Annotated in this window: 11 protein-coding genes; 3 read left to right on the top strand and 8 right to left on the bottom strand. The window is 67.1% G+C overall.

Features of this window, described 5'->3' with window-relative positions:
- Nucleotides 1-276 precede the first annotated feature (276 nt).
- From nagE to AC1RT8_RS04515, 4 genes are read right to left on the bottom strand one after another with little or no spacing between them, the layout of a single operon-like run.
- Complete coding sequence (nagE, locus tag AC1RT8_RS04530; protein ID WP_493074384.1) at nt 277-1,917, bottom strand: N-acetylglucosamine-specific PTS transporter subunit IIBC; 1,641 nt, start codon at nt 1,915-1,917, stop codon at nt 277-279.
- Nucleotides 1,917-4,370 (bottom strand): phosphoenolpyruvate--protein phosphotransferase, encoded by a 2,454-nt coding sequence (ptsP, locus tag AC1RT8_RS04525; protein ID WP_493074383.1) that lies wholly within the window; start codon nt 4,368-4,370, stop codon nt 1,917-1,919. Before ptsP ends, nagE begins: the two co-directional genes overlap by 1 nt.
- Nucleotides 4,367-6,616 carry a family 20 glycosylhydrolase gene (locus tag AC1RT8_RS04520; protein WP_493074382.1) on the bottom strand — a complete coding sequence of 750 codons (2,250 nt, stop codon included), beginning with the start codon at nt 6,614-6,616 and terminating at the stop codon, nt 4,367-4,369. The genes ptsP and AC1RT8_RS04520 overlap by 4 nt, the downstream gene beginning before the upstream one ends.
- A 59-nt stretch (nt 6,617-6,675) precedes the next feature.
- The gene (locus tag AC1RT8_RS04515; protein WP_493074381.1) at nt 6,676-9,330 is read right to left on the bottom strand and encodes a TonB-dependent receptor; all 2,655 of its coding nucleotides are present in this window, start codon (nt 9,328-9,330) and stop codon (nt 6,676-6,678) included.
- A 257-nt stretch (nt 9,331-9,587) separates the two neighbouring features.
- On the opposite strand from AC1RT8_RS04515, the gene AC1RT8_RS04510 reads away from it, so the two are divergent.
- From AC1RT8_RS04510 to nagA, 3 genes are read left to right on the top strand one after another with little or no spacing between them, the layout of a single operon-like run.
- A complete protein-coding gene (locus tag AC1RT8_RS04510; RefSeq protein ID WP_493074380.1) occupies nt 9,588-10,331 on the top strand; it encodes a GntR family transcriptional regulator in 744 nt (247 codons plus the stop codon).
- Entirely contained in the window at nt 10,328-11,362 is a 1,035-nt protein-coding gene (locus AC1RT8_RS04505) for an SIS domain-containing protein (protein ID WP_493074379.1), read from the top strand. Before AC1RT8_RS04510 ends, AC1RT8_RS04505 begins: the two co-directional genes overlap by 4 nt.
- Nucleotides 11,362-12,498, top strand: coding sequence for an N-acetylglucosamine-6-phosphate deacetylase (gene nagA / locus AC1RT8_RS04500; protein ID WP_493074378.1), 1,137 nt, complete (start codon nt 11,362-11,364; stop codon nt 12,496-12,498). Before AC1RT8_RS04505 ends, nagA begins: the two co-directional genes overlap by 1 nt.
- A 12-nt stretch (nt 12,499-12,510) precedes the next feature.
- Here the strand turns inward: nagA and AC1RT8_RS04495 are convergent, their stop codons facing one another.
- Genes AC1RT8_RS04495 through AC1RT8_RS04480 form a run of 4 tightly spaced genes read right to left on the bottom strand, consistent with a single transcriptional unit; the run spans nt 12,511 to nt 19,042 of the window.
- Nucleotides 12,511-14,973, bottom strand: a complete 2,463-nt coding sequence (locus AC1RT8_RS04495) for a glycoside hydrolase family 31 protein (RefSeq protein WP_493074377.1) — start codon at nt 14,971-14,973, stop codon at nt 12,511-12,513.
- Nucleotides 14,974-15,006: 33 nt separating this feature from the next.
- Nucleotides 15,007-16,047, bottom strand: a complete 1,041-nt coding sequence (locus tag AC1RT8_RS04490) for a cupin-like domain-containing protein (RefSeq protein ID WP_493074376.1) — start codon at nt 16,045-16,047, stop codon at nt 15,007-15,009.
- The gene (locus AC1RT8_RS04485; RefSeq protein ID WP_493074375.1) at nt 16,044-17,525 is read right to left on the bottom strand and encodes a tryptophan 7-halogenase; all 1,482 of its coding nucleotides are present in this window, start codon (nt 17,523-17,525) and stop codon (nt 16,044-16,046) included. The genes AC1RT8_RS04490 and AC1RT8_RS04485 overlap by 4 nt, the downstream gene beginning before the upstream one ends.
- Entirely contained in the window at nt 17,522-19,042 is a 1,521-nt protein-coding gene (locus tag AC1RT8_RS04480; RefSeq protein ID WP_493074374.1) for a tryptophan halogenase family protein, read from the bottom strand. The genes AC1RT8_RS04485 and AC1RT8_RS04480 overlap by 4 nt, the downstream gene beginning before the upstream one ends.
- Between the last annotated feature and the right edge of the window lie 2 nt (nt 19,043-19,044).

Raw genomic sequence — 19,044 nt, 5'->3', positions numbered from 1 at the left:
GGATGCGTCCCGCGCCAGCGCCTGTGACCTTTGGGGTCAGATCGCGGAGATCTGCCCGGTCGTAATTCGGGTCCGGATAATAAGTCGGATCGAGGCGCGAGCGGGGACGCCGGGCATTCGGGCGTGCGAAGACAGGGCGTAAGCCGCTGCTTTCTTCGTCACTGCCAACATGCCCTGCACGGTCCGGTGGTCCTCGTTTCGACGGCGCGATTCTTCATCGCTGGCGCAATCATAGACGGGCGAGAACGAAAAATCCGTAACTTTTTTCGAAAACGCTCACGTCAAGGCGTGTACGATACCGGGCGATACCTCGCTCCAGCCCCGCTGCGCGGCCTTGTCCAGCGCCGCGCGATCGATCGCTGCCATATCGGCGATCCGCGCTCGCACCCGCCCCGCGTTCACTGCGATCTCCAGGACATTTTGCCGGCCGCCGAGCGCTGCCAGCCACATGTCGTCCTTTGCCTCGATGACGGGGGCGGTTTTCCCCAATGCCCGCATTTCACCGGCGACACGGTCGGCGATGGGGCCGAGCACGACCTGCAGCGCATTGCCGCCGGGCCGCACGACACCGCGCGCGCCCAGCGCCTTGAGCGCGGCTTCATCGACCTTGGCCGGATCGACAAGGATCAGCCGCAGGCGCGTCGTGCAGGCGTCGATCGACTGGAGATTGGCGGCACCGCCCAGCGCAAGCACCAGTCCGGCCGCCTGGTCGCCCGCGGTGCCGGAGCCGGCTGGCTTGTCCACCTCCATTTCGCGCCCGGGCGTCTTCAAATTGAAGCGGACGATGCAGAAGCGGAAAGCGAAATAATAAATGGCGAAATAGGCAGCGCCGACCGGGAGCAGCAACAGCGGACGGGTCGCCAGGCCGTAGTTGAGGACATAGTCGAACAGCCCCGCCGAAAAGCCGAAGCCGAGCCTGACGCCCAGCGCGTCCATGATCACCATCGCCAGGCCGGTCAGCACCGCATGCACCGCGTAGAGCAGGGGCGCGAGGAACATGAAGGTAAACTCGATCGGTTCGGTCACGCCGGTCAGCAGCGAGGTGAGCGCGAGGCTGAGCAGCATGCCGCCGACGGTCTTGCGCCGTTCCGGCAGGGCGGAGCGGTACATGGCGAGGCAGGCAGCTGGCAGGCCGAACATCATCACCGGGAAGAAGCCGCTCATGAACGCGCCCGCGCTCGGGTCGCCCGCGAAATAACGCTTCAGGTCGCCGGTCGCGCCGTTGAAATCGCCAAGGATGAACCAGGCGATATTGTTCAGGATATGGTGCAGGCCAGTGACGATCAGCAGCCGGTTGAGCGCGCCATAGATGAACAGGCCGACCGGGCCAGCGCTGACCACCCAGCGGCTCAGCGTATCGATCGCGGTTTCGAGTGCCGGGAATCCGAGACCGAACAAAGCCGCGCCGATCAGCCCCGCGAACCCCGCCGCGATCGGCACGAAGCGGCGTCCGCCGAAAAAGGCGAGATAGTCGGGCAGTTTGATTCCGGAATAACGGTTGTAGAGCCAGCCCGAGACCAGCCCCGAGAGGATGCCCGCCGGTACGCTGAGCTTGCCCAGCTCCTTCGCTTTCCACGCGGCGGTGGCGAGATCGCGGGCGGCCTGATCGGCAAAGGCGGCGGTTACCTCGGGTGGGACAGTGAGCAGGGCCTTGCCGCCCTCGACGGTGACGAGGAAGGCGACCGCGCCGGCCAGGCCCGCTGCGCCATTATTCTCGCGCGCCAGCCCGACCGCGACGCCGATCGCGAAGATCAGGCCGAGATTGGAGAAGATCGCCTCACCCGCGGCGGCGATGAAGGCGATGTCGAACATGTCCGGCTGGCCAAGGCGGAGCAGCAGGCCCGCCACCGGCAGCACCGCGATGGGCAGCATCAGCGCACGGCCGAGCGGCTGGAGGGCGTCGATCCGCAGGCGCATCATCCGGTTCCTTCCAGCAGCTTGCGTACCCCGGCGGCGGTGGACGTCGACAGCGCCTTTGCCGCGAGGGCGCGGCAGGTGGGCATGTCGAGCGCGCGGACCGCTGCCTTCAGCCCGGGGATGGTCGCGGGCGTTGCGGAGAGTTCAGTGACGCCGAGGCCGATCAGGATCGGCGCGGCGGCCGGATCGGAGGCGATGCCGCCGCACACGCCGAGCCAGCGGCCATGCGCCTTCGCACCCTCGGCGGCCCAGGCGATGAGGTGGAGCACGGCCGGATGAAGCGCATCGACCATTGCTGCCACGGTCGGATTGCCGCGATCGGCGGCGAGCGCATATTGAGTGAGATCGTTGCTGCCGATCGAGAGGAAGTCGGCATCGCGGGCGAGACTGTCGGCGAGCAGGGCGGCGGCGGGCGTTTCGACCATGACACCAAGCGGAACGGGCGTGTCGATGCCTAGGTCAGCGCGGGCCTTGTCGAGGATCGCCCGGGCGGCGGCGAGTTCGCCCGCATCCACCACCATCGGCAGCATGATGCGGCATTGCATGGCCGGGATGCCGCGCAGGATGGCGCGGAACTGGATCGCGAGCAGGGCGGGATTGGCGAGCGAGAAGCGGATGCCGCGCGCGCCGAGCGCCGGATTCTCCTCATGGGGAAAGGGCAGATAGGCGACCGGCTTGTCGCCGCCGATATCAAGCGTGCGGACGATCAGCGGGCGGCCGGCCAGCCCTTCGGCAACCGCGGCATAGGCAGCGCGCTGCTCTTCCTCGTCCGGAGCCGAGCTGCGATCGTGGAAGAGGAATTCGGTACGCAGCAGGCCGCAGCCTTCGGCGCCGAGCGAAACCGCGGGGGCCGCTTCCGCACTCGCTGCGAGATTGGCGAAGATCTCGATCCGCGTGCCGTCAGCCATCACGCAATCGTCCTGCGCGGCCGCTGCCTGCGCAACGGCGCGATCGCGCCGGCGGAGCAATTGCGCGGCAGTTCGTTCGCGGGCGGCCGGTTCGGGCGTTGGATCGAGTGAGGCACGATCGGCATCGAGCACGACGTCGCGACCATCCTCCAGATCGAGGACCGTCGGACCAGCGGCGACCAGCATGGGGATGCCTGCCGAAGCGGCGAGGATCGCGGCGTGCGCGGTCGGCCCGCCATAAGCGGTGCAGATGCCCGCAACGCCTGCATCGGTCAGCGCGGCGAAATGCGAGGGGAGCAGTTCGTCAGTGATCAGGATGGCGCCGCGTGGTGGCACCGGCATGGCGATATCGGCGCCGACGAGGAGCGCGATCATCTGGCGCTCGATATCCTTCAGGTCGGCGATACGCTCGATCAGCAGACGGTCGCCGGTCGCGCGGATCGCTTCGGCGTGGCCACGGATCGCGCCGCGCCAGGCAAAGGCGGCGCTCTTGCCCTGGGCGATCAGGCGTTGCGCGGCGGCGAGCAATTCGGGGTCGTCGATCAGAGCGCGGTGTGTGGCGGCGATGTCTGCGCCGGTGCCATGGCCATTTCCGGCGTCGGCCAGCAATTGCGCGCGGGCGGTGGCAAGGGAGGTACTCTCCGCTGCGGCGCCGTTGCCCTGTTCGGGCACGGTGATATCGGTGGGGCGGAACTGGAAGACCGGGCCGATCGCGAGACCGGGCGCGGCGCGGACGCCGTGGATCAGGCCGCCGGCAGCGGGTGCGGCGACGGGGGCGACGGGCTGGTGCGCCTCCTCCTCCATGCCCTGTTCGATGAGGGTGGCGATCGCGGCGATGGCGGCGCGGGCATCGGGGCCGAGTCCGGCGATCTCGATCTCGTCGTCATTGCGGATGCCGGCCGACAGCAAGGCGACGATGCTGCGCGCGTTCGCGGTCTTGCCATGGGCTGAGAGCGTCACCTCCGCCGTGAAGGGTTTGAGCGCCGCGACGATACGCGCGGCGGGGCGGGCATGGATGCCGCTGGGCAGCGGCACGCGGATCGTGCAGCGCGCTGTGTCCTCGCCAAGCTCGGCCGCGACGCCGTCGGTGGCCAGCGGCGCAATCTCGGCGAGTGGGTCGCCGGCCTTCACCCGGGCATCAAGGTCGTGGAGCGTGATGGCAAATCCCTCGCTCGTGATGGTGATCGGCGTCACGAGGCTTTTCGCGCTGGCGGCGACCGGATCGAGATCGACCTCCAGCAGCACCTGACCAAGCGCGACTGCGTCGCCGTCGTGCACCCTGGCGACGAAGCCGTCTCCCGCCAGCGCGACGGTCTCCAGCCCGACATGGATCAGCAACTCGGCACCGTTGGCCAGCTTGAGGGTGACCGAGTGACGGGTCGGCGCGACCGCGATGACAATGGCGTCGCACGGCGCGCGGATCGTGCCCTCGAGCGGATCGATTGCGAAACCCTCGCCCATCATGCGCTCGGCAAAGACCGGATCGGGCACCTGGGCCAGATCGAGCGCCCAGCCGGCCATGGGCGCGTGCAGGCGGACGATCACGGAGCGGTCACCAGTTGTACCGCGCTCACCGCCCAGAGCGGGTTCACGCCCTTGGCGGTATAGGTGATGCACAGGTCATGCGCGCCCTTGAGCGGGGCGATCGGCGCGGTCAGCGAGGTGATCCCTGGCCGGTGTGCCGCGGGGGCGAGGGGTAGGGTCGCGACACGCGGGCCGTCGCATCCGTCGCGTATCTCGATCTCGCCGGCGGGCGTCGCGGGCGGGCGGAAGGTGATCTTGTCCTTGTCCGCGCCGATCTGGAAGTTGAACGGCACTTGCCCGACCGAGACGGCGATCGAACGCACCCCGTCCATCGGTGCCGCGTCATAGATCCAGCACGGGTTGGCGACGTCGATCAGCAGCGCGGCACGCGGGCCTTTGGCCGGCGCGTCATCGGCCAGTCGCAGCGCGATGCCCTGGGAGCAGAGCTTGAGCTGGGTATCATCGCGCCGGCGGATCGAGGCTGGGGTGAGGGGCAGGTCGATCGCGCCCGGTAGCGCCACGCCGTCGAGCATGGTCGCGGCGCGCAGGCGGCTCGGCATCTTCACGGTCACCGGTCCGGCGTAGAGTGGCGATGCGGGGCCGGGGAGAGTGCCGTCGATCGTGTAACGAACCGGCAAGTCCGATTGGCCGCTGAGTATGACCTTGGCGCGGTCGCCCCCCGGGGCGAGCCTTGCCACGGGACGAAACACGGCAGCGCTGGGCTCAATGCCGAGTTTGGTCAGGCGCTGCATCTGCGGGGCGAGGCGGCGGACGAAGTCGCTGAAATCGCGCTTCCTGCCCAACCAGCCCAGTTCGGCGATGGCGGCAGCGCGTGGGAAGGCGGCGGCGGCGACATTGGCCTCGCCCCGCAGATGCTCGGTCCAGATATTGCCCTGGAGGCCGAGAATGTGACGCTGTTGTTCCTGCGGGATCGAGGCAGGGGCCGGATCGAACCCATAGACGTCCGCGAGCGCGATGAGGTTGCCGCGTCCGGTGCCCTCGGCCGCGGTGGTGCCCTGGCGGTTGTCGAGATAGAGCGTCGGCGCGGGGCTCAGCACGGCATCATGGCCGGCCTTGGCCGCGGCGATCGCACCGTCCAGGCCGCGCCACGACATGATGGTCGCGTCCGCCATGATCCCACCGTCGAGAATCTCGTCCCAGCCGATCAGCCGCCGGTCATGCGCGGCGAGATAGCGGCCGATGCGCTGGATGAACCAGCTCTGCAATGCATTCTCGGACGTGATGCCGAGCGCCTTCATCTTCGCCTGGATTTCGGGTGAGGCCGCCCATTGCTGCTTCACCGCCTCGTCGCCGCCGACATGCACATAGCGCGACGGGAACAGCGCCATCACCTCGTCGAGCACATCCTGCAGGAAGCCGAAGGTCGCGTCGTCGGTGTTGTAGAGCCAGGGGAACACGCCCCAGTCGCTCTCCGTGCCCGGCGGGATCGGGACGCCCATGCCGAGCCGCGGATAGGCCCGGATCGCGCTCAGCGCATGGCCGGGCATTTCGATCTCCGGCACGATGGTGATGCCGCGCGCAGCGGCATAGGCGACCACGTCGCGGATCTGCGCCCGGGTGTAGAAACCGCCGATGACGGGCAGGGCGGGCGCGCCGGGCGCGGTCGCCGGGCGGCGCCAGGCGCCGACGCTGGTCAGGCGCGGATATTTCGGGATCTCGATGCGCCAGCCCTGATCGTCGACCAGATGCCAGTGCAGCGTGTTGAGCTTGTTCGCCGCCATCGCGTCGATCAGGCGCTTGACGAAGGCGGGCGACTGGAAATGCCGTGCGCTGTCGAGCATCAGCCCGCGCCATTTGAAACGGGGGGCGTCGTCGATCGAGACAGCGGGGATGAAGGGGCTGGCCTCCCCTGCGCGGGCGAGCTGCCAAAGCGTGACGGCGCCATAGAGCAGGCCGGCATCGTCACTCGCGCTGATCGTCGCGCCGGAGGGCGAGGTGGTCAGGCGATAGCCTTCGGCGGGAAGGCCGGCGACGCGTTCGAAACGGATCTTGCCGTCGTCGGTCACCGCCAGCTTCGGCCCGCCAGTGCGGAGGAGCAACTCGCCAAGCCGGTCGGCCGCGTTGCGCGCACCATTGTCTCCAGTTGGAACCGAGATGCCGCTTGCAGCAGACAGCGTGAAGCCGCCTTCGGCCATGTTCAACGATTGCGGCGCCGGCAGCAGTATGACGGGCTGCGCGATGGCGGCGGGAGAGAAAAGGACCCCGCCTAGCAGGGGAAGGGCCCGGAGGATCTGAATGCTCGACACGCCGGGCGCCTTTACGAACCTAGGATAGCGGGCCGGCAGGGCCGGCCCGCTTATTCAGATCAGAACTTGAAGCGCGCGCCAACGAAGAACTGGCGCCCATTGTCGTAGATCGCCCGCACACGATCGGGCGTGCCCGAATATTGGACGATCTTTTCATTGGTCAGGTTCACCGCATCGGCCGTCAGGGTGATGTTCTTGGTCACATTGATGCCGAGCGATGCGTCGAGCGATGACAATGCCGCCTGGTTGAGCGGGGCCGAACGATCGATGTCGATGAAGAAGGCCGAGCGGTAATTATACGAGACCCGGGCAGTGAGCAGGTCGTTCTCGTAATAGCCGGTCAGGTTCACCGAATGCTTGCTGTTGCCGGGAATCTGATCGCCGTTGCTCGCCTTCGCATCGGAATAGGTGTAGTTGGCGATCGCGCCGAACCCGCCCCAGATCGGCCGCGAAACCTGGAATTCGAAACCCTGGTTCCGGCCACCGCTGCCGTTGGAGCGGCGGTTGATCTGATAAGGGCAGTTGAACAGGTTCGGGTTGCCGCCCGGCGCCACCACGCAGGATGCGGGCTGGGTACCTGGGACGAACACGCCGGGCAGGATCTCCGTCGATGTCCGGTTGACGATGTAGGACTGGATGTCCTTGTAGAACACGGCCAGCGCGACGATCGTCTCGGCGTCGGGATACCATTCGAGCGACGCGTCATATTGGTTGGCGCGATAGGGCTGGAGATTGGGGTCGCCGCCCTGGCCGGTGAGCAGGGTTCCGTTGAGGTCGACGCCCGGGGTGATATCGACGAAGTCGGGACGCGTGACCGTCTTGCCCGCGGCGAAGCGCAGCACGAATTTCGGCGACAGGTCGATCGACAGGTTCGCGCTCGGCAGCACGTCGGTATAGGACCGATCGGACGTGATCGGGGTGTAACCGCCGAAGGGGTTGGTGAACTGAGGATTGGCGCCGCCGATCAGGTTGCCGGTCGATGTCTGGTCGGTCCTGACCACACGGACGCCGATATTGCCGCGCCATCCTTCGCCGCCGAACTTGGCCATGGCGTAGCCGCCATAGGCCTTCTCGTTGATCGAATAGGTGTTGCCGGGCACGAGGAACTTCGCGCTGATGGCGGCCGATTGCGATCCGTAGATCTGGCGGAGCCGGGCGGGATCGACCGTCCAATAATCCTTCAGCGTTCCCGAGTCCCCGATATTGTCCAGGAAATCGTCAGGCGTGCCATGGCCGCTCGCAAAGCTGGCCGCAGTGCACGGCGCGCCGCTGCACAGCAGCCCGGGCGTGAGCGCGCCGCCATTGGTGGCGAGGCGAAGCGCCGAACGGTCATGATCGGTATATTTCACGCCGACCTTCAGCGCGGTCATCGGCCCCCAATCGACCTCCTGTTCGAGATCGAGATAGGCGTATTTCTCCTTGTCCTCGTTGCTCACCGACTGGATGCGCGCGAAATCGATGAGCGCGCCCGCCGGCGAGGTCGGGTTGGGCGAGGTGAAAGTCACCTGGGGCGCCTTGCCGCGCAGATCGTAGCGGAACGAGCCGGTGGCCGCGGTTTCGAGGAAGTTCTCGTTCGACGTTTCGCCGGTCGCCTTGGTCCAGCCCGCCTTGAGGTGCACGCTCAGCTGATCGGTCGGCTTGTAGGTCACGTCGAGATCGGCCGAATAGGTTTCGGCAAAGGCCTGGCGGTCGATGGCATCGAAGACCATGGCGCGCGCGCCGCTGGCGGCATTGTTGCTCGACGTGACGGTGCCGGCGACGGCGACGCCGTTCTGCACCGTGGCATTGGTGATCGTTCCGCCGCTGCCGAGTGCCCGGTCCGGCCAGGCAAGGTAGTTCTGGTTGAAATTGTTCGCGCCGAACCGCGAATAAAGGCCCGTGACGTTGATCTCCAGCGTGTCCGTCGGGCGGAACTGGATGCCGATATTGCCGCCGTAGCGTTCGCGGTCTTGCTGGAAGATGGTCGAGCCGATCAGGGTCGGCACGAGCGCCGTGCCGCCGGCGACGGGGAAGGGTGCATAGCCGAATATCTCGATGCCGTCGCGGCGCGTCTGGCGCTTCTGGTAGATGCCGCCGATCAGGATGCCGAACGTCTCGTCGGCATTCTTCCAGCTCACCAGGCCGGAGATCTGGGGATCGAATTTCCCCGAACGGTCGGAATAGACGCCCTGCACCGATGCCGAGAGAGTGAGCGGCTTGAGGTCGAGCGGGTTGCGCGTGTGGACGTTGATCGTGCCGCCGACGCCGCCTTCCTCCACATCCGCCTGCGGGCTCTTGTACACTTCGAGCTGGCCGACGATCTCGGCTGGCAGGGTCAGATAGTTGAAGCTGCGGGTCGAGGCGACCTGGTCGAGAATGAACCAGTCGGCGGTGGCGATCGAATGGCCGTTGACCAGGGTCTTGGTCAGGTTCGGCGCGGTGCCGCGCAGCGATACGCGCTCGCCGTCGCCGAATTCGCGATTGATGACGATGCCGGGGATACGCTGCAGCGCCTCGGCGACGTTCTTGTCGGGGAATTTGCCGATGTCCTCGGCCGTGAGCACATCGGAGATGACGCTCGATTCGCGCTTGGCGGCGATCGATGCCTGGACCGATGCGCGGATACCGGTGACGACGATGTCCGGCTCTGCGGTATCGCCCTCGGCTGCCTGGACCGGGCCGGGCTGTGTGTTGTTGGCGGTGGCGGTGCTCTGGGCCTGCGCGGTGGCGGCCAATGCTAACGAGCTAACGGATGCAGCCAGAAGTCGTATTGCGGTCATTGCCGTTCTCCCCTTCTTGTCCCTGTTGGCATGCCAATTGCGGACCAATCGCAGACCAATTAGTGAAACATGTGCCATACCAATGACAGCGTCAAGCAGGATTTTTGCAAGTCAAGTCGAGTTGGTGCAATTTTCTTGTGGAAAATGGTATTTGATTGGTCTTATAGGGACTGTGCCGGCAGCGGCTGGCGAGCAGGAGCAGGGATGCGCGAATGACCAATCTGGCCGACAAGATCGGGTCGCTTAACGGCAATGCGCGGGCGCCGCTCTATCAGCAGATGCAGGACGCCCTGCGCCGCGGGATCGAGACCGGATCGCTTCGGCCGCAAGAGGCGCTGCCGCCCGAGCGCGATATCGCCAAGGAGTTCGGCATCTCTCGCATCACCGTGCGCAAGGCGGTCGACGGACTGGTCGCTGACGGCATGCTGACCCGGCGCCAGGGCGCGGGCACCTTTGTCGGCGGGCGAGTCGAGAAGCAATTCTCGAAGCTCACGTCGTTTTCCGAAGACATGGCCGCGCGGGGCCGCACCGCGCGCAGCGAATGGATCATGCAGACCGAGAGCACGGTGAATTCCGACGAGTCGCTCACCCTTGGTCTCAGCCCCGGGTCGCGCGTGTTCCGCTTCCACCGCATCCGCTACGCCGACGATCAGCCCATGGCGCTCGAATATTCGACGGTGCCGGGCTTCGGCCTGCCCGGGCTCGAAGCGGTCGGCGTATCGCTCTATGAAGCGCTCGAGGGTGCGGGGCACCGCCCGGTGCGCGCGTTGCAGCGGCTGCGGGCGGTGCTGTTCGACAAGGATCAGGCAGCACTGCTCGGCATCGAAGCCGGCGCGCCTGGCCTGTTCATCGAGCGCCGCGGCTTCCTGGAGGATGGCCGCGCGATCGAGATGACTCACAGCTGGTACCGGGGCGACGCCTATGACTTCGTTGCAGAGCTGAACGCGCTCGCATGAGTATCTCCCCCGAATCGACCCTGATGTTCGTCGAGGCAGCCGAGGCCGCGCAGGTCATTGTCCGGCAGCGCGAGGCCAATCGCGTGGCGGTGGAGGCGCTCGGCGCGCGGTTGCGCGATGCACCGCCGCGCGCGGTGTCGACCTGCGCACGCGGTTCTTCCGATCATGCGGCGACCTTCGCCAAATATCTGATCGAGACGGTGATCGGCGTGCCGGTGAGTTCGGCCGCGCCATCGGTGTCCTCGGTCTACCATGCCGCGGCGCAACTCGACGACACGCTGCTGCTGGCCATTTCGCAGTCCGGCCGCAGCCCCGATCTGTTGAGCATGGTCGAGGCGGGCAAGGCCGGCGGCGCCTATCTTGCGGCGATGGTCAATGATGCCACATCGCCACTTGCCGCGCTGGCCGATGCGCCGCTGCCGCTCCATGCCGGGGCCGAGAAGAGCGTGGCGGCGACCAAGAGCTATATCGCCTCATTGGCGGCGATCGTCGGGCTGGTCGCAGCCTGGGCCGAAGACGGCGCACTGTCGGCAGCGCTCGACGAAGCGCCGGCCTTGCTGAGCCGGTCCTGGCAGGCGGACTGGACTTCGCTGGTCGATGGGCTCGTCGACGCGCGGGGCTTGTACGTCATCGGGCGTGGCCTCGGGCTCGGCGTCGCGCAGGAAGCGGCGCTGAAGTTCAAGGAAACCTGCGGGCTTCATGCCGAAGCGTTCAGCGCGGCCGAGGTGCGGCACGGGCCGATGGCGCTGATCGGCCCCGACTTTCCCGTGCTGGTGTTCCGCCAGGACGACGAAACCGCGCCGGGTATCGACGATCTGGTCCGCGAGGCGCTGGGGCAGGGCGGTATCGTCTATTGCGCGGGCGGTGCCATTGCCGGCGCGGTGACTCTGCCGACGGTCGATGCCGCGCCGGCGATCCAGCCGATGCTGCAGATCCAGTCCTTCTACCGCGCGGTCAACGCGCTATCGGTGCGTCGCGGGTTCGATCCCGATTCGCCGCCTCATCTGCGCAAAGTGACCGAAACCGTCTGATGGCCACTGCCCTTTTCAATTGCCGCACGTTGATCGACGACGCGCTGGTCGACGGCATGGCCGTCCTCATCGACGGCGGCGCGATCGCGGCCGTTATCGCCGAGCGCGACATTCCCGTATCGGCCGAACGGCGCGACCTGGAAGGCGCGGTGCTGGCGCCGGGCCTGATCGACACCCAGGTCAATGGCGGCGGCGGGGTGCTGTTCAACGATTCGCCGACGGTGGAGACGATCGCGACGATCGGTGCCGCGCATCGGCGTTACGGGACGACCGGGTTCCTGCCGACCTTGATCAGCGACGATCTGGCCACGGTGCGTGCGGCGGTCGCTGCGGTGGACGAGGCGATCGCGCGGGGCGTGCCGGGTGTGCTTGGCATCCATATCGAGGGCCCGTTCCTCAATATCGATCGCAAGGGCATCCATGATCCCGACAAGATCATCACCCTGGACGATGAGGGCTATGCCGCGGTCACCGGCCTGAAGAACGGCGTGACGCTGGTCACGCTCGCGCCGGAAAAGACCAGCCCGGCGATGATCGCGCGGCTCGCCGCCGCCGGCCTGATCGTCGCCGCGGGCCATACCGATGGCAGCTATGACGCGATCCGCGCTGCGCTCGATGCGGGGATGACCGGCTTCACCCATTTGTTCAACGCCATGTCGCCGCTCGCCTCGCGCGAGCCCGGCGCGGTCGGCGCTGCGCTCGAGGACCGGGAAAGCTGGTGCGGGCTGATCGTCGACGGGCGGCATGTCCATCCCGCGACGATGCGCGTGGCGGTGAATGCGAAATCCGATCGGATCATGCTCGTCACCGATGCGATGCCGAGCGTGGGCCAGACCGACAAGAGCTTCGTGCTGCAGGGCCACCGGGTCGAGGTGATCGACGGCGTCTGCGTCAACGAGGACGGCACGCTTGCCGGGTCGGACCTCGACATGGCCCAGGCAGTGCGCAACGCGGAGACCATGCTGGGCGTGTCCCAGGCCGAGGCGCTGACCATGGCGGGACTCAACCCCGCGCGCTTCCTGCGCCTGGAGGCAAGCCATGGCCGGATCGCGGCGGGGTATGCCGCCGATCTCGTCGCGCTCGATCCGGAAGGGCGTGCGCTGGCGACCTGGATTGGCGGCCAGAGCGCGGACTGATCGCTCCGGACGCTACTTCACGCCACCGATGACGATTCCCGAGGCGCCCGGCACATAGGGCAGGGTGAAGCCGAGCGTCTGCGCGGCACCGTCATGGCTCGCGGCGACGGCCTTGCCTCGCAAGGAGACGCGGGCCTCGGCCGGTATGCCATGGACCGTGACGGCGATGTCATGCCACCATGGACGGTAGCTGCCCTCGCCCTTGGCGAAGACGATGCGCAGCCCAGTGTCCGACACCTCGCAGCGAATCGCCTGGCGCAGATAAGCGCCACGTTCGAACGCCATGCTGTGACCGTCGTCCGCGTAGAGCGTGCCGGTGCAATCAGCTCCCGGATAGACATCGAGCGAGAGCGGCCCCGACGGCGTTTCCGACGTGCTCTGCACCAGAGGCTGTCGGGGCAGGATGGTGCCGGCTCGCACATAGACCGGCAGGCGATCGAGTTTCGGCGTCTCCTTGATCGTATCGAACGCCGCGCCACCTGCAGCGGCTTTCGTCACCGGCATCCCGGTCCACAGGTCGTACCAGCCACCCGAGGGCAGGCAGATGTCATATTGCTGCGGCGATTCGGGCTTGGGCGGCGGCGCGACCAGCAGTGCCTTGCCCAGGGTGAAGGCCATCGACTGGTCGCAGTGCGCCGTGAGCGCCTGGGGATAATCGTAGAATACCGGCCGCATGATGGGATCGCCGGTGCGGGCGTTCGCCTCGGCCAGGCCGTAGAGATAAGGCATCAGCCGATAGCGCTCTTCCACGAAGCGGCGGCGGATCGCAAGATGCTCCGGCCCGTCCAGCCAAGGCTCGACGCGCGGGGTGTCCTTGGCGGAATGATTGCGGAAGACCGGCGTGAACGCCGCGATCTCGTACCAGCGGGTCAGCAGGTCCGGGCTCGGGCCGCCGGTGAAGCCCCCGACATCCGCCCCCGCATAGGAGAAGCCGGACAGGCCGAGATTGATCAATTGATTCACCGACAGCTTGAGATGATCCCAGGTCGCGCTGTTGTCCCCGGTCCAGGTGGCCGAATAGCGCTGGCCGCCGGCATAGCTGGCGCGGGTCATGACGAAGGGGCGCTCATCGGGTTTCAGCGCGCGCAATCCGTCATAGGTCGCCCGCGTATTCTGCATGCCATAGACATTGTGGATCTCGGCATGGCTGGCCGACCGGGGGGCGAAATCGTCGCTCGCGATTCTGTGCACCGTGTCGAGCGGCATCGTCAGGTTCGGCGATTCGAACACCGACGGCTCGTTCATGTCGTTCCAGATGCCCGCGACGCCATCGGCGAGCAGGGGTGCGTGGAGCTTGCCCCACCAGCTGCGGGCGCCGGAATCGGTGAAGTCGGGAAACACCGACGGTCCCGGCCAGACCTTGCCGACAAACACCGAACCATCGGCATTGTGGACGAAATGATTGCCCGCCGTGCCGCTATCGTACGGCGCATAGCCTTCGCCCGGCGCCGCCGCGACATGGAGGTCGGCGATGGTGACGAGGCGGATGCCCTGTTTGCCGAGATCGCTCGTCAGCCCCTTCAGGTCGGGAAAGGTCGTGCGGTTGATCGTGAAGGGCCGGTTGCGATCCTGGAAGTCGATATCGAGCCACACGACATCGGTCGGGATCGCGTCCTTGCGCAACCTGGCGGCGATCTCCCGCGTCTCGTCCGCGGACATATAGCTGTAGCGCGACTGCTGGTAGCCGAGCGACCAGAGCGGCGCGAGCGGCGCCTTGCCGGTCAGATCGGTATAGCGGCGCACCACCTCCGCCGTGCTTGGCCCAGCGATGACATAATAGTCGATCGGGCCGTCCGGCGCGCCGAACGCCGTGACCTCGTCCTCGCGGTGGCCGAAATCGAACCAGGCGCGCCACGTATTGTCGAGCAGCACGCCGTAACTCCCGCCCGCGCCACCGGCGCTGATGAAGAAGGGGATGGATTTGTAGATCGGATCGGTCGAGCCGGTGAAGGCATAGGCGTCGGTATTCCAGTCGACAAAGCTCTTGCCGCGGCGATCGAGTCCGCCGGTCTTGTCGCCCAGCCCGAAGATATGCTCGCTCCGCGCCAGCGCCTTGCGCAGGGCGAAGCCCCTGCCGTCGAGCTTGACCGGCGAGTCATCGTCGGCGGTGATGAGCTTGCCGTCCTTATCCTCGATCCTGAGGCGCAGATCGGGGCCGACATGAACCCGCAGCGCCGCCGTCGCAAAGCCGTCCGCCGTTCGCTGGACCGCGACGGATTGCGCGCGGCGGTCCTTCGATACCGCCCAGCTTGAATCCTCGGGCAGGGTGCCGTCCCGGCCGATCCGCACCCGCAGGATCGAGTCGGTCAGCGCCTTCACGCTCAGCAGCATCTGGCCCTGACGCACCTCGACGCCGTCCGGCCGTGTCGCGAGGCCCGCCGGCGCCGCCTGCCCGGCCTGCGCCGGGGCGGGGGTTGCCATGACCATCGCCGTTCCGAGCAACAGGGAACGCAGGCACAGGCTCGATACTGACATGAAAAACTCCCGGTTACGGATACGCATGGGCGATCACGAGGATTTGAGGATCGTCATGCGGAGCTGACGTTTGAGTTCGGCCCGTTGGTCAGCACGCATCTCCCCGAGTGGGCCGCGCAGGGCAGGAGGGATATGGGTGACGGCCTCACCGCCACCGTCGAAGACATGGGCCTCGAACATCGCGCGCCAGTAGCGCCGCTCGCCCGGCGGCAGCGCTTTGATCGCGAGCAGCGCGCTCAGGAACGCATCCTGGGCGTGACCCAGCCCGCGCGGCACATCGCCCCACCAGTAATTGACCATCGCGTTCCAGGGGGAGCGCGAGGTGACGTGATGCCACCAGTAGCGCGGCATCAGCAACGCATCGCCCGGCCCGAGATGCGCGACCTGCGCCGCCTCCAGCGCCGCGCGGAAGCGTGGAAAGCGGTCGAAGTCCGGTGATTCAGGGTCGACCAGCGAGAGCGGCGGCGGATTGTCGATCGGGCCCACATAGAGGTTGGCGACCTGCTCCGGCGGGAACAGCACGAAACGGCGCTGCCCGGCGATCACACAGGCGAGATTATGGTCACGATCGTTGTGGATCTGGGTCTTGACCGGCCCGCCCAGCCATAAGCGCGGCTCGGTGCCAGCCGGGACCAGCGGCATTGCGTTGTCGCGCACGAAATCCGGCAGCTGCGCGGCAAGCGGCAGCATCTGGATCGCGATATAGGGCGCGCCGGGGGCTGAGGCCGCGCGCTCGATCCGGTCCAGCGTCTCGCCGAGCGGGCGCTGGCGCTTGGTGAAGCTGAACTCGCGCAGATCCGCAGCATAGCCGAACCGCCCGTCGCTGGCCGGCGATGCCTCCATCACCGGCACCGGAGCGCCGCGATCCATCGCGCGGAAATAGGCGCTGAGCGCTGCCGGCGAGCGGCGCCCGGCAGCAAGCGCGGGCCAATGCTCGATCAGCCCTTTGAGGATCACGGGCGTCCCTGCGATGAGCAGTGCGTCGATATCCGCGACGGATTGCACCGTCGCCGTCGCGACCGGCGGGAGCGTGTCGAGCGGATCGGACGGGGTGGCGCGCGATGCCGCGGTCATGCCGCCTCGCTCCGGCACAGGCCGCGCAGATAGGCGTCATGGGTCGGCTGCTCGAGCACCTTGCGCTTGATGAAGCCGAGGATTCGGCGGAAATCCTCCTTCATGCGCTCGGGCGGGGTGCGGTCGATCGCCGGCGGCCAGCTCTCCGGCACCTCGCCCAGGCCGAGGAACAGCGCCTGCCAGAGATCGGGCGCGAAGCTCTCATCCTCCATCGGCGCGATGTCGCCGCGTGCGCGGAAGGTCGCGATCTTGTGCAAGACCGAGGCCGGGGCAGTGGCATCGTGTGCAGCCGACCAGAAGCCCGACGAGCCGAAGCGATTGGTCGCGTAGAAGGCCGACTGGAAGTCGCGCACGCGCTCGAACGCGGATCGGGTGATGCGGTTATATTCGGCGCGCTCCGCGGCGAAGGCGGACGCCACAGGAAACAGCGACAGCAGATGCACGATACCGAGCTGGATCGCATGCAGTTCGACATCGAACAGCGGATCGAAAGTGCAGGCCGAAGCACCGATCGCGACGCAATTGGCCGTCCAGGCTTGTGCCCGGATGCCAGGCTCGATGGAGGAAGTCGATGCGTCCGACAGCTTAAGACCGGTAAGCCTCCCGGCGGCAATCAACGCCGCCTCGTCGTCCTGATCGCGGGAAGAGAAGGCGTGGGTCACATAGGTCCCGGCCTGGGTTGCGTGCAGCGCGGCCCAGCCGGATTCACCCGCCCGGATCTCGGCATAGGCCGGAACCGAGGCGAAAGGCGCGGCGCGCGCCGTCAGGCGGCGATCGGCGGCGAAGGCGGGCCGCCAGCTATCGAGCGACCGGCCGGTCAGCACCGCCTCCGCGCCACTCGCATCGACGAACACATCGCCCTCGACGCGGGTCCCGTCGTCGAGCCGGATGGTGTCGATCGCGCCGCTTTCCGCCTGGCGTTCGACCTGGATCGCGCGGCTGTGGTGCACCGCGATGCCGAGCTTCGATGCGCGTGCCTTGAGCATCGCGACATAGGCGAGGGCGGGGAGGTGATAGCCGTAATCGGTCCGGCCGAAGAGCTCGGTCTCCTCGTCGGGCAGCAGCATCCGGCCCTGCCGGGCGGCCATCGCGGTCAGGCAGAAATCCTCGAAGGCCGCCTCGAGCCCGAACTGCCGGGCCTTCAGCCAGAAAGGGAAGAAGCCCCCGCCATCGATCGGTGCGCCATAGGAACCATGAGCAAGGAAGAAAGGACCGGCCGGGCCGACGATGTTCTGGCCGAGCGAGAAGCTTCCGCCCGTCGTGCGGAGCAGCGCGGCTTCGTCGAGCCCGAGCTTGTTGTGCAACGCCTCCAGCGGCGGCAGCGACGCATAGGCCTTTGCGGGCGTCAGTTCGGTCGGCAGCTCGACCGCGACGATCGACACCCCAGCTGCTGCCAGCGCACGCCGCAGCACCGTCGCGCTCAGCCACAGCGCCGCATCGCGCCCGACGATGACGAGGCGGGCCGGCCCGCCGCTCATGCCGCCGCGCAATAGCTGGCGATGAAATCGGCATGCGACGGCATCGCTGCGACGCCGCTGTCGATCCGCCCGGCAAAATCATCGAGCCTGGCCGCGACCATGTCGAGATCGAACGTATCGGCCAGCCGGTCATACCCTTCGGGCATCACTCCCTGGCCGACCAGCACCGACAGCCAGCTGTCGCGCGCGAACAGGCCATATTGGTAATTGGGTGCTGTCGCCCGGGCGCGGAACAGCTCAAGCTTGTGCGCCAGGCTGTCCGGGATCGGCATATGGCGCAGATAATCCCACAACGGCTCGCCCTCGCGCCGGTTGGCGATGTAGTGAAGCACCAGGAAATCGCGCACCCGCTCATATTGCATCACGGTCAGGCGATTGAACTCGTCCGCAAGCCGGGGATCGATGCCGTCCTTCGCCATGCGCGGCGTCGGCATCAAATTGATCAGGTCGATCACCGCCGCCTGGATCAGATAGATGCTGGTCGATTCGAGCGGTTCGAGGAACCCGCTGGCCAGCCCGATCGCCACGCAATTGCCGCGCCAGGAAAGGGCACGCCGGCCGGGCGAGAAGCGCAGCAATCGCGGCTCGGCCAGTGCCGCGCCGTCGAGATGAGCGAGCAACGTTTCCTGCGCGTCCTCCTGCGAGAGGAAGTTGCTCGAGAAGATATAGCCGTTGCCGATGCGGTGCTGCAGCGGGATGCGCCATTGCCACCCGGCCGGCCTCGCGGTCGCGCGGGTATAGGGCGTGAAATCGCCGCCATGCGCGCAGGGCACCGCCAGCGCGCGGTCGCAGGGCAGCCAAGGCGTCCAGTCCTCCCAGCCCACCTCGAACTGCCCGGCGAGCAGCAACGAGCGGAAACCGGTGCAGTCGATGAACAGGTCGCCCGGGATGCACTGGCCCGATTTGAGCGTGACCTGGGTGATCGCGCCGGAGGTCTGGTCGCGATCGATCTGGTTCACCTGGCCTTCGATCCGCACGATACCCCGCGCGGTTGCCCAGCGCCGCAGGAACTCGGCATAGAGACCCGCATCGAAATGATAGGCATAGGAATAGGTCGAGCGGATCGACTTGGCATCCTCGTCGGGCAGCTCGAACGCGTTGGCGCGTGCCGCGGCGACGGCATAGGAATAGGCCCCGAACGGCGCGACCTGGCGTCCGCTCGCCTTGGCGCGGAGCCAGTGGTTCTGGAACTCGACGCCGCCCCATGGCTCGCCGAACGCGCCGAACGGATGGATATAGCGGTCGCCGGGCTTGTCCCAGTCGCAGAACTCGATGCCCAGTTTGAAGGTCGCCCGGGTCTCGCGCATGAACTGCGCCTCGTCGAGCCCGAGCATGTCGTTGAACAGCTTGATATGCGGCAGGGTCGCCTCGCCGACACCTACGGTGCCGATTTCGTCGGATTCGACCAGCGTGACGCTATAGTCGGCCCCGGGCAATTGCCGGGCGAGCCCGGCGGCGGTCATCCATCCCGCGGTGCCGCCGCCGATGATGACGATGCGATATCGAGTGTCCTGCATCA

This window comes from Sphingomonas sp. GW821-FHT10F11 (assembly GCF_058809095.1).
The sequence above is the reverse complement of the archived record's forward strand: the minus strand, read 5'-3'. Positions and strand labels throughout refer to the sequence as shown.

Coding starts and splice junctions, on each gene's coding strand:
- AC1RT8_RS04495 (WP_493074377.1), bottom strand. CDS start 14,973: ATGTCAGTATCGAGCCTGTGCCTGCGTTCCCTGTTGCTCGGAACGGCG.
- AC1RT8_RS04490 (WP_493074376.1), bottom strand. CDS start 16,047: ATGACCGCGGCATCGCGCGCCACCCCGTCCGATCCGCTCGACACGCTC.
- AC1RT8_RS04480 (WP_493074374.1), bottom strand. CDS start 19,042: ATGCAGGACACTCGATATCGCATCGTCATCATCGGCGGCGGCACCGCG.
- AC1RT8_RS04510 (WP_493074380.1), top strand. CDS start 9,588: ATGACCAATCTGGCCGACAAGATCGGGTCGCTTAACGGCAATGCGCGG.
- AC1RT8_RS04485 (WP_493074375.1), bottom strand. CDS start 17,525: ATGAGCGGCGGGCCGGCCCGCCTCGTCATCGTCGGGCGCGATGCGGCG.
- AC1RT8_RS04505 (WP_493074379.1), top strand. CDS start 10,328: ATGAGTATCTCCCCCGAATCGACCCTGATGTTCGTCGAGGCAGCCGAG.
- nagA (WP_493074378.1), top strand. CDS start 11,362: ATGGCCACTGCCCTTTTCAATTGCCGCACGTTGATCGACGACGCGCTG.
- nagE (WP_493074384.1), bottom strand. CDS start 1,917: ATGCGCCTGCGGATCGACGCCCTCCAGCCGCTCGGCCGTGCGCTGATG.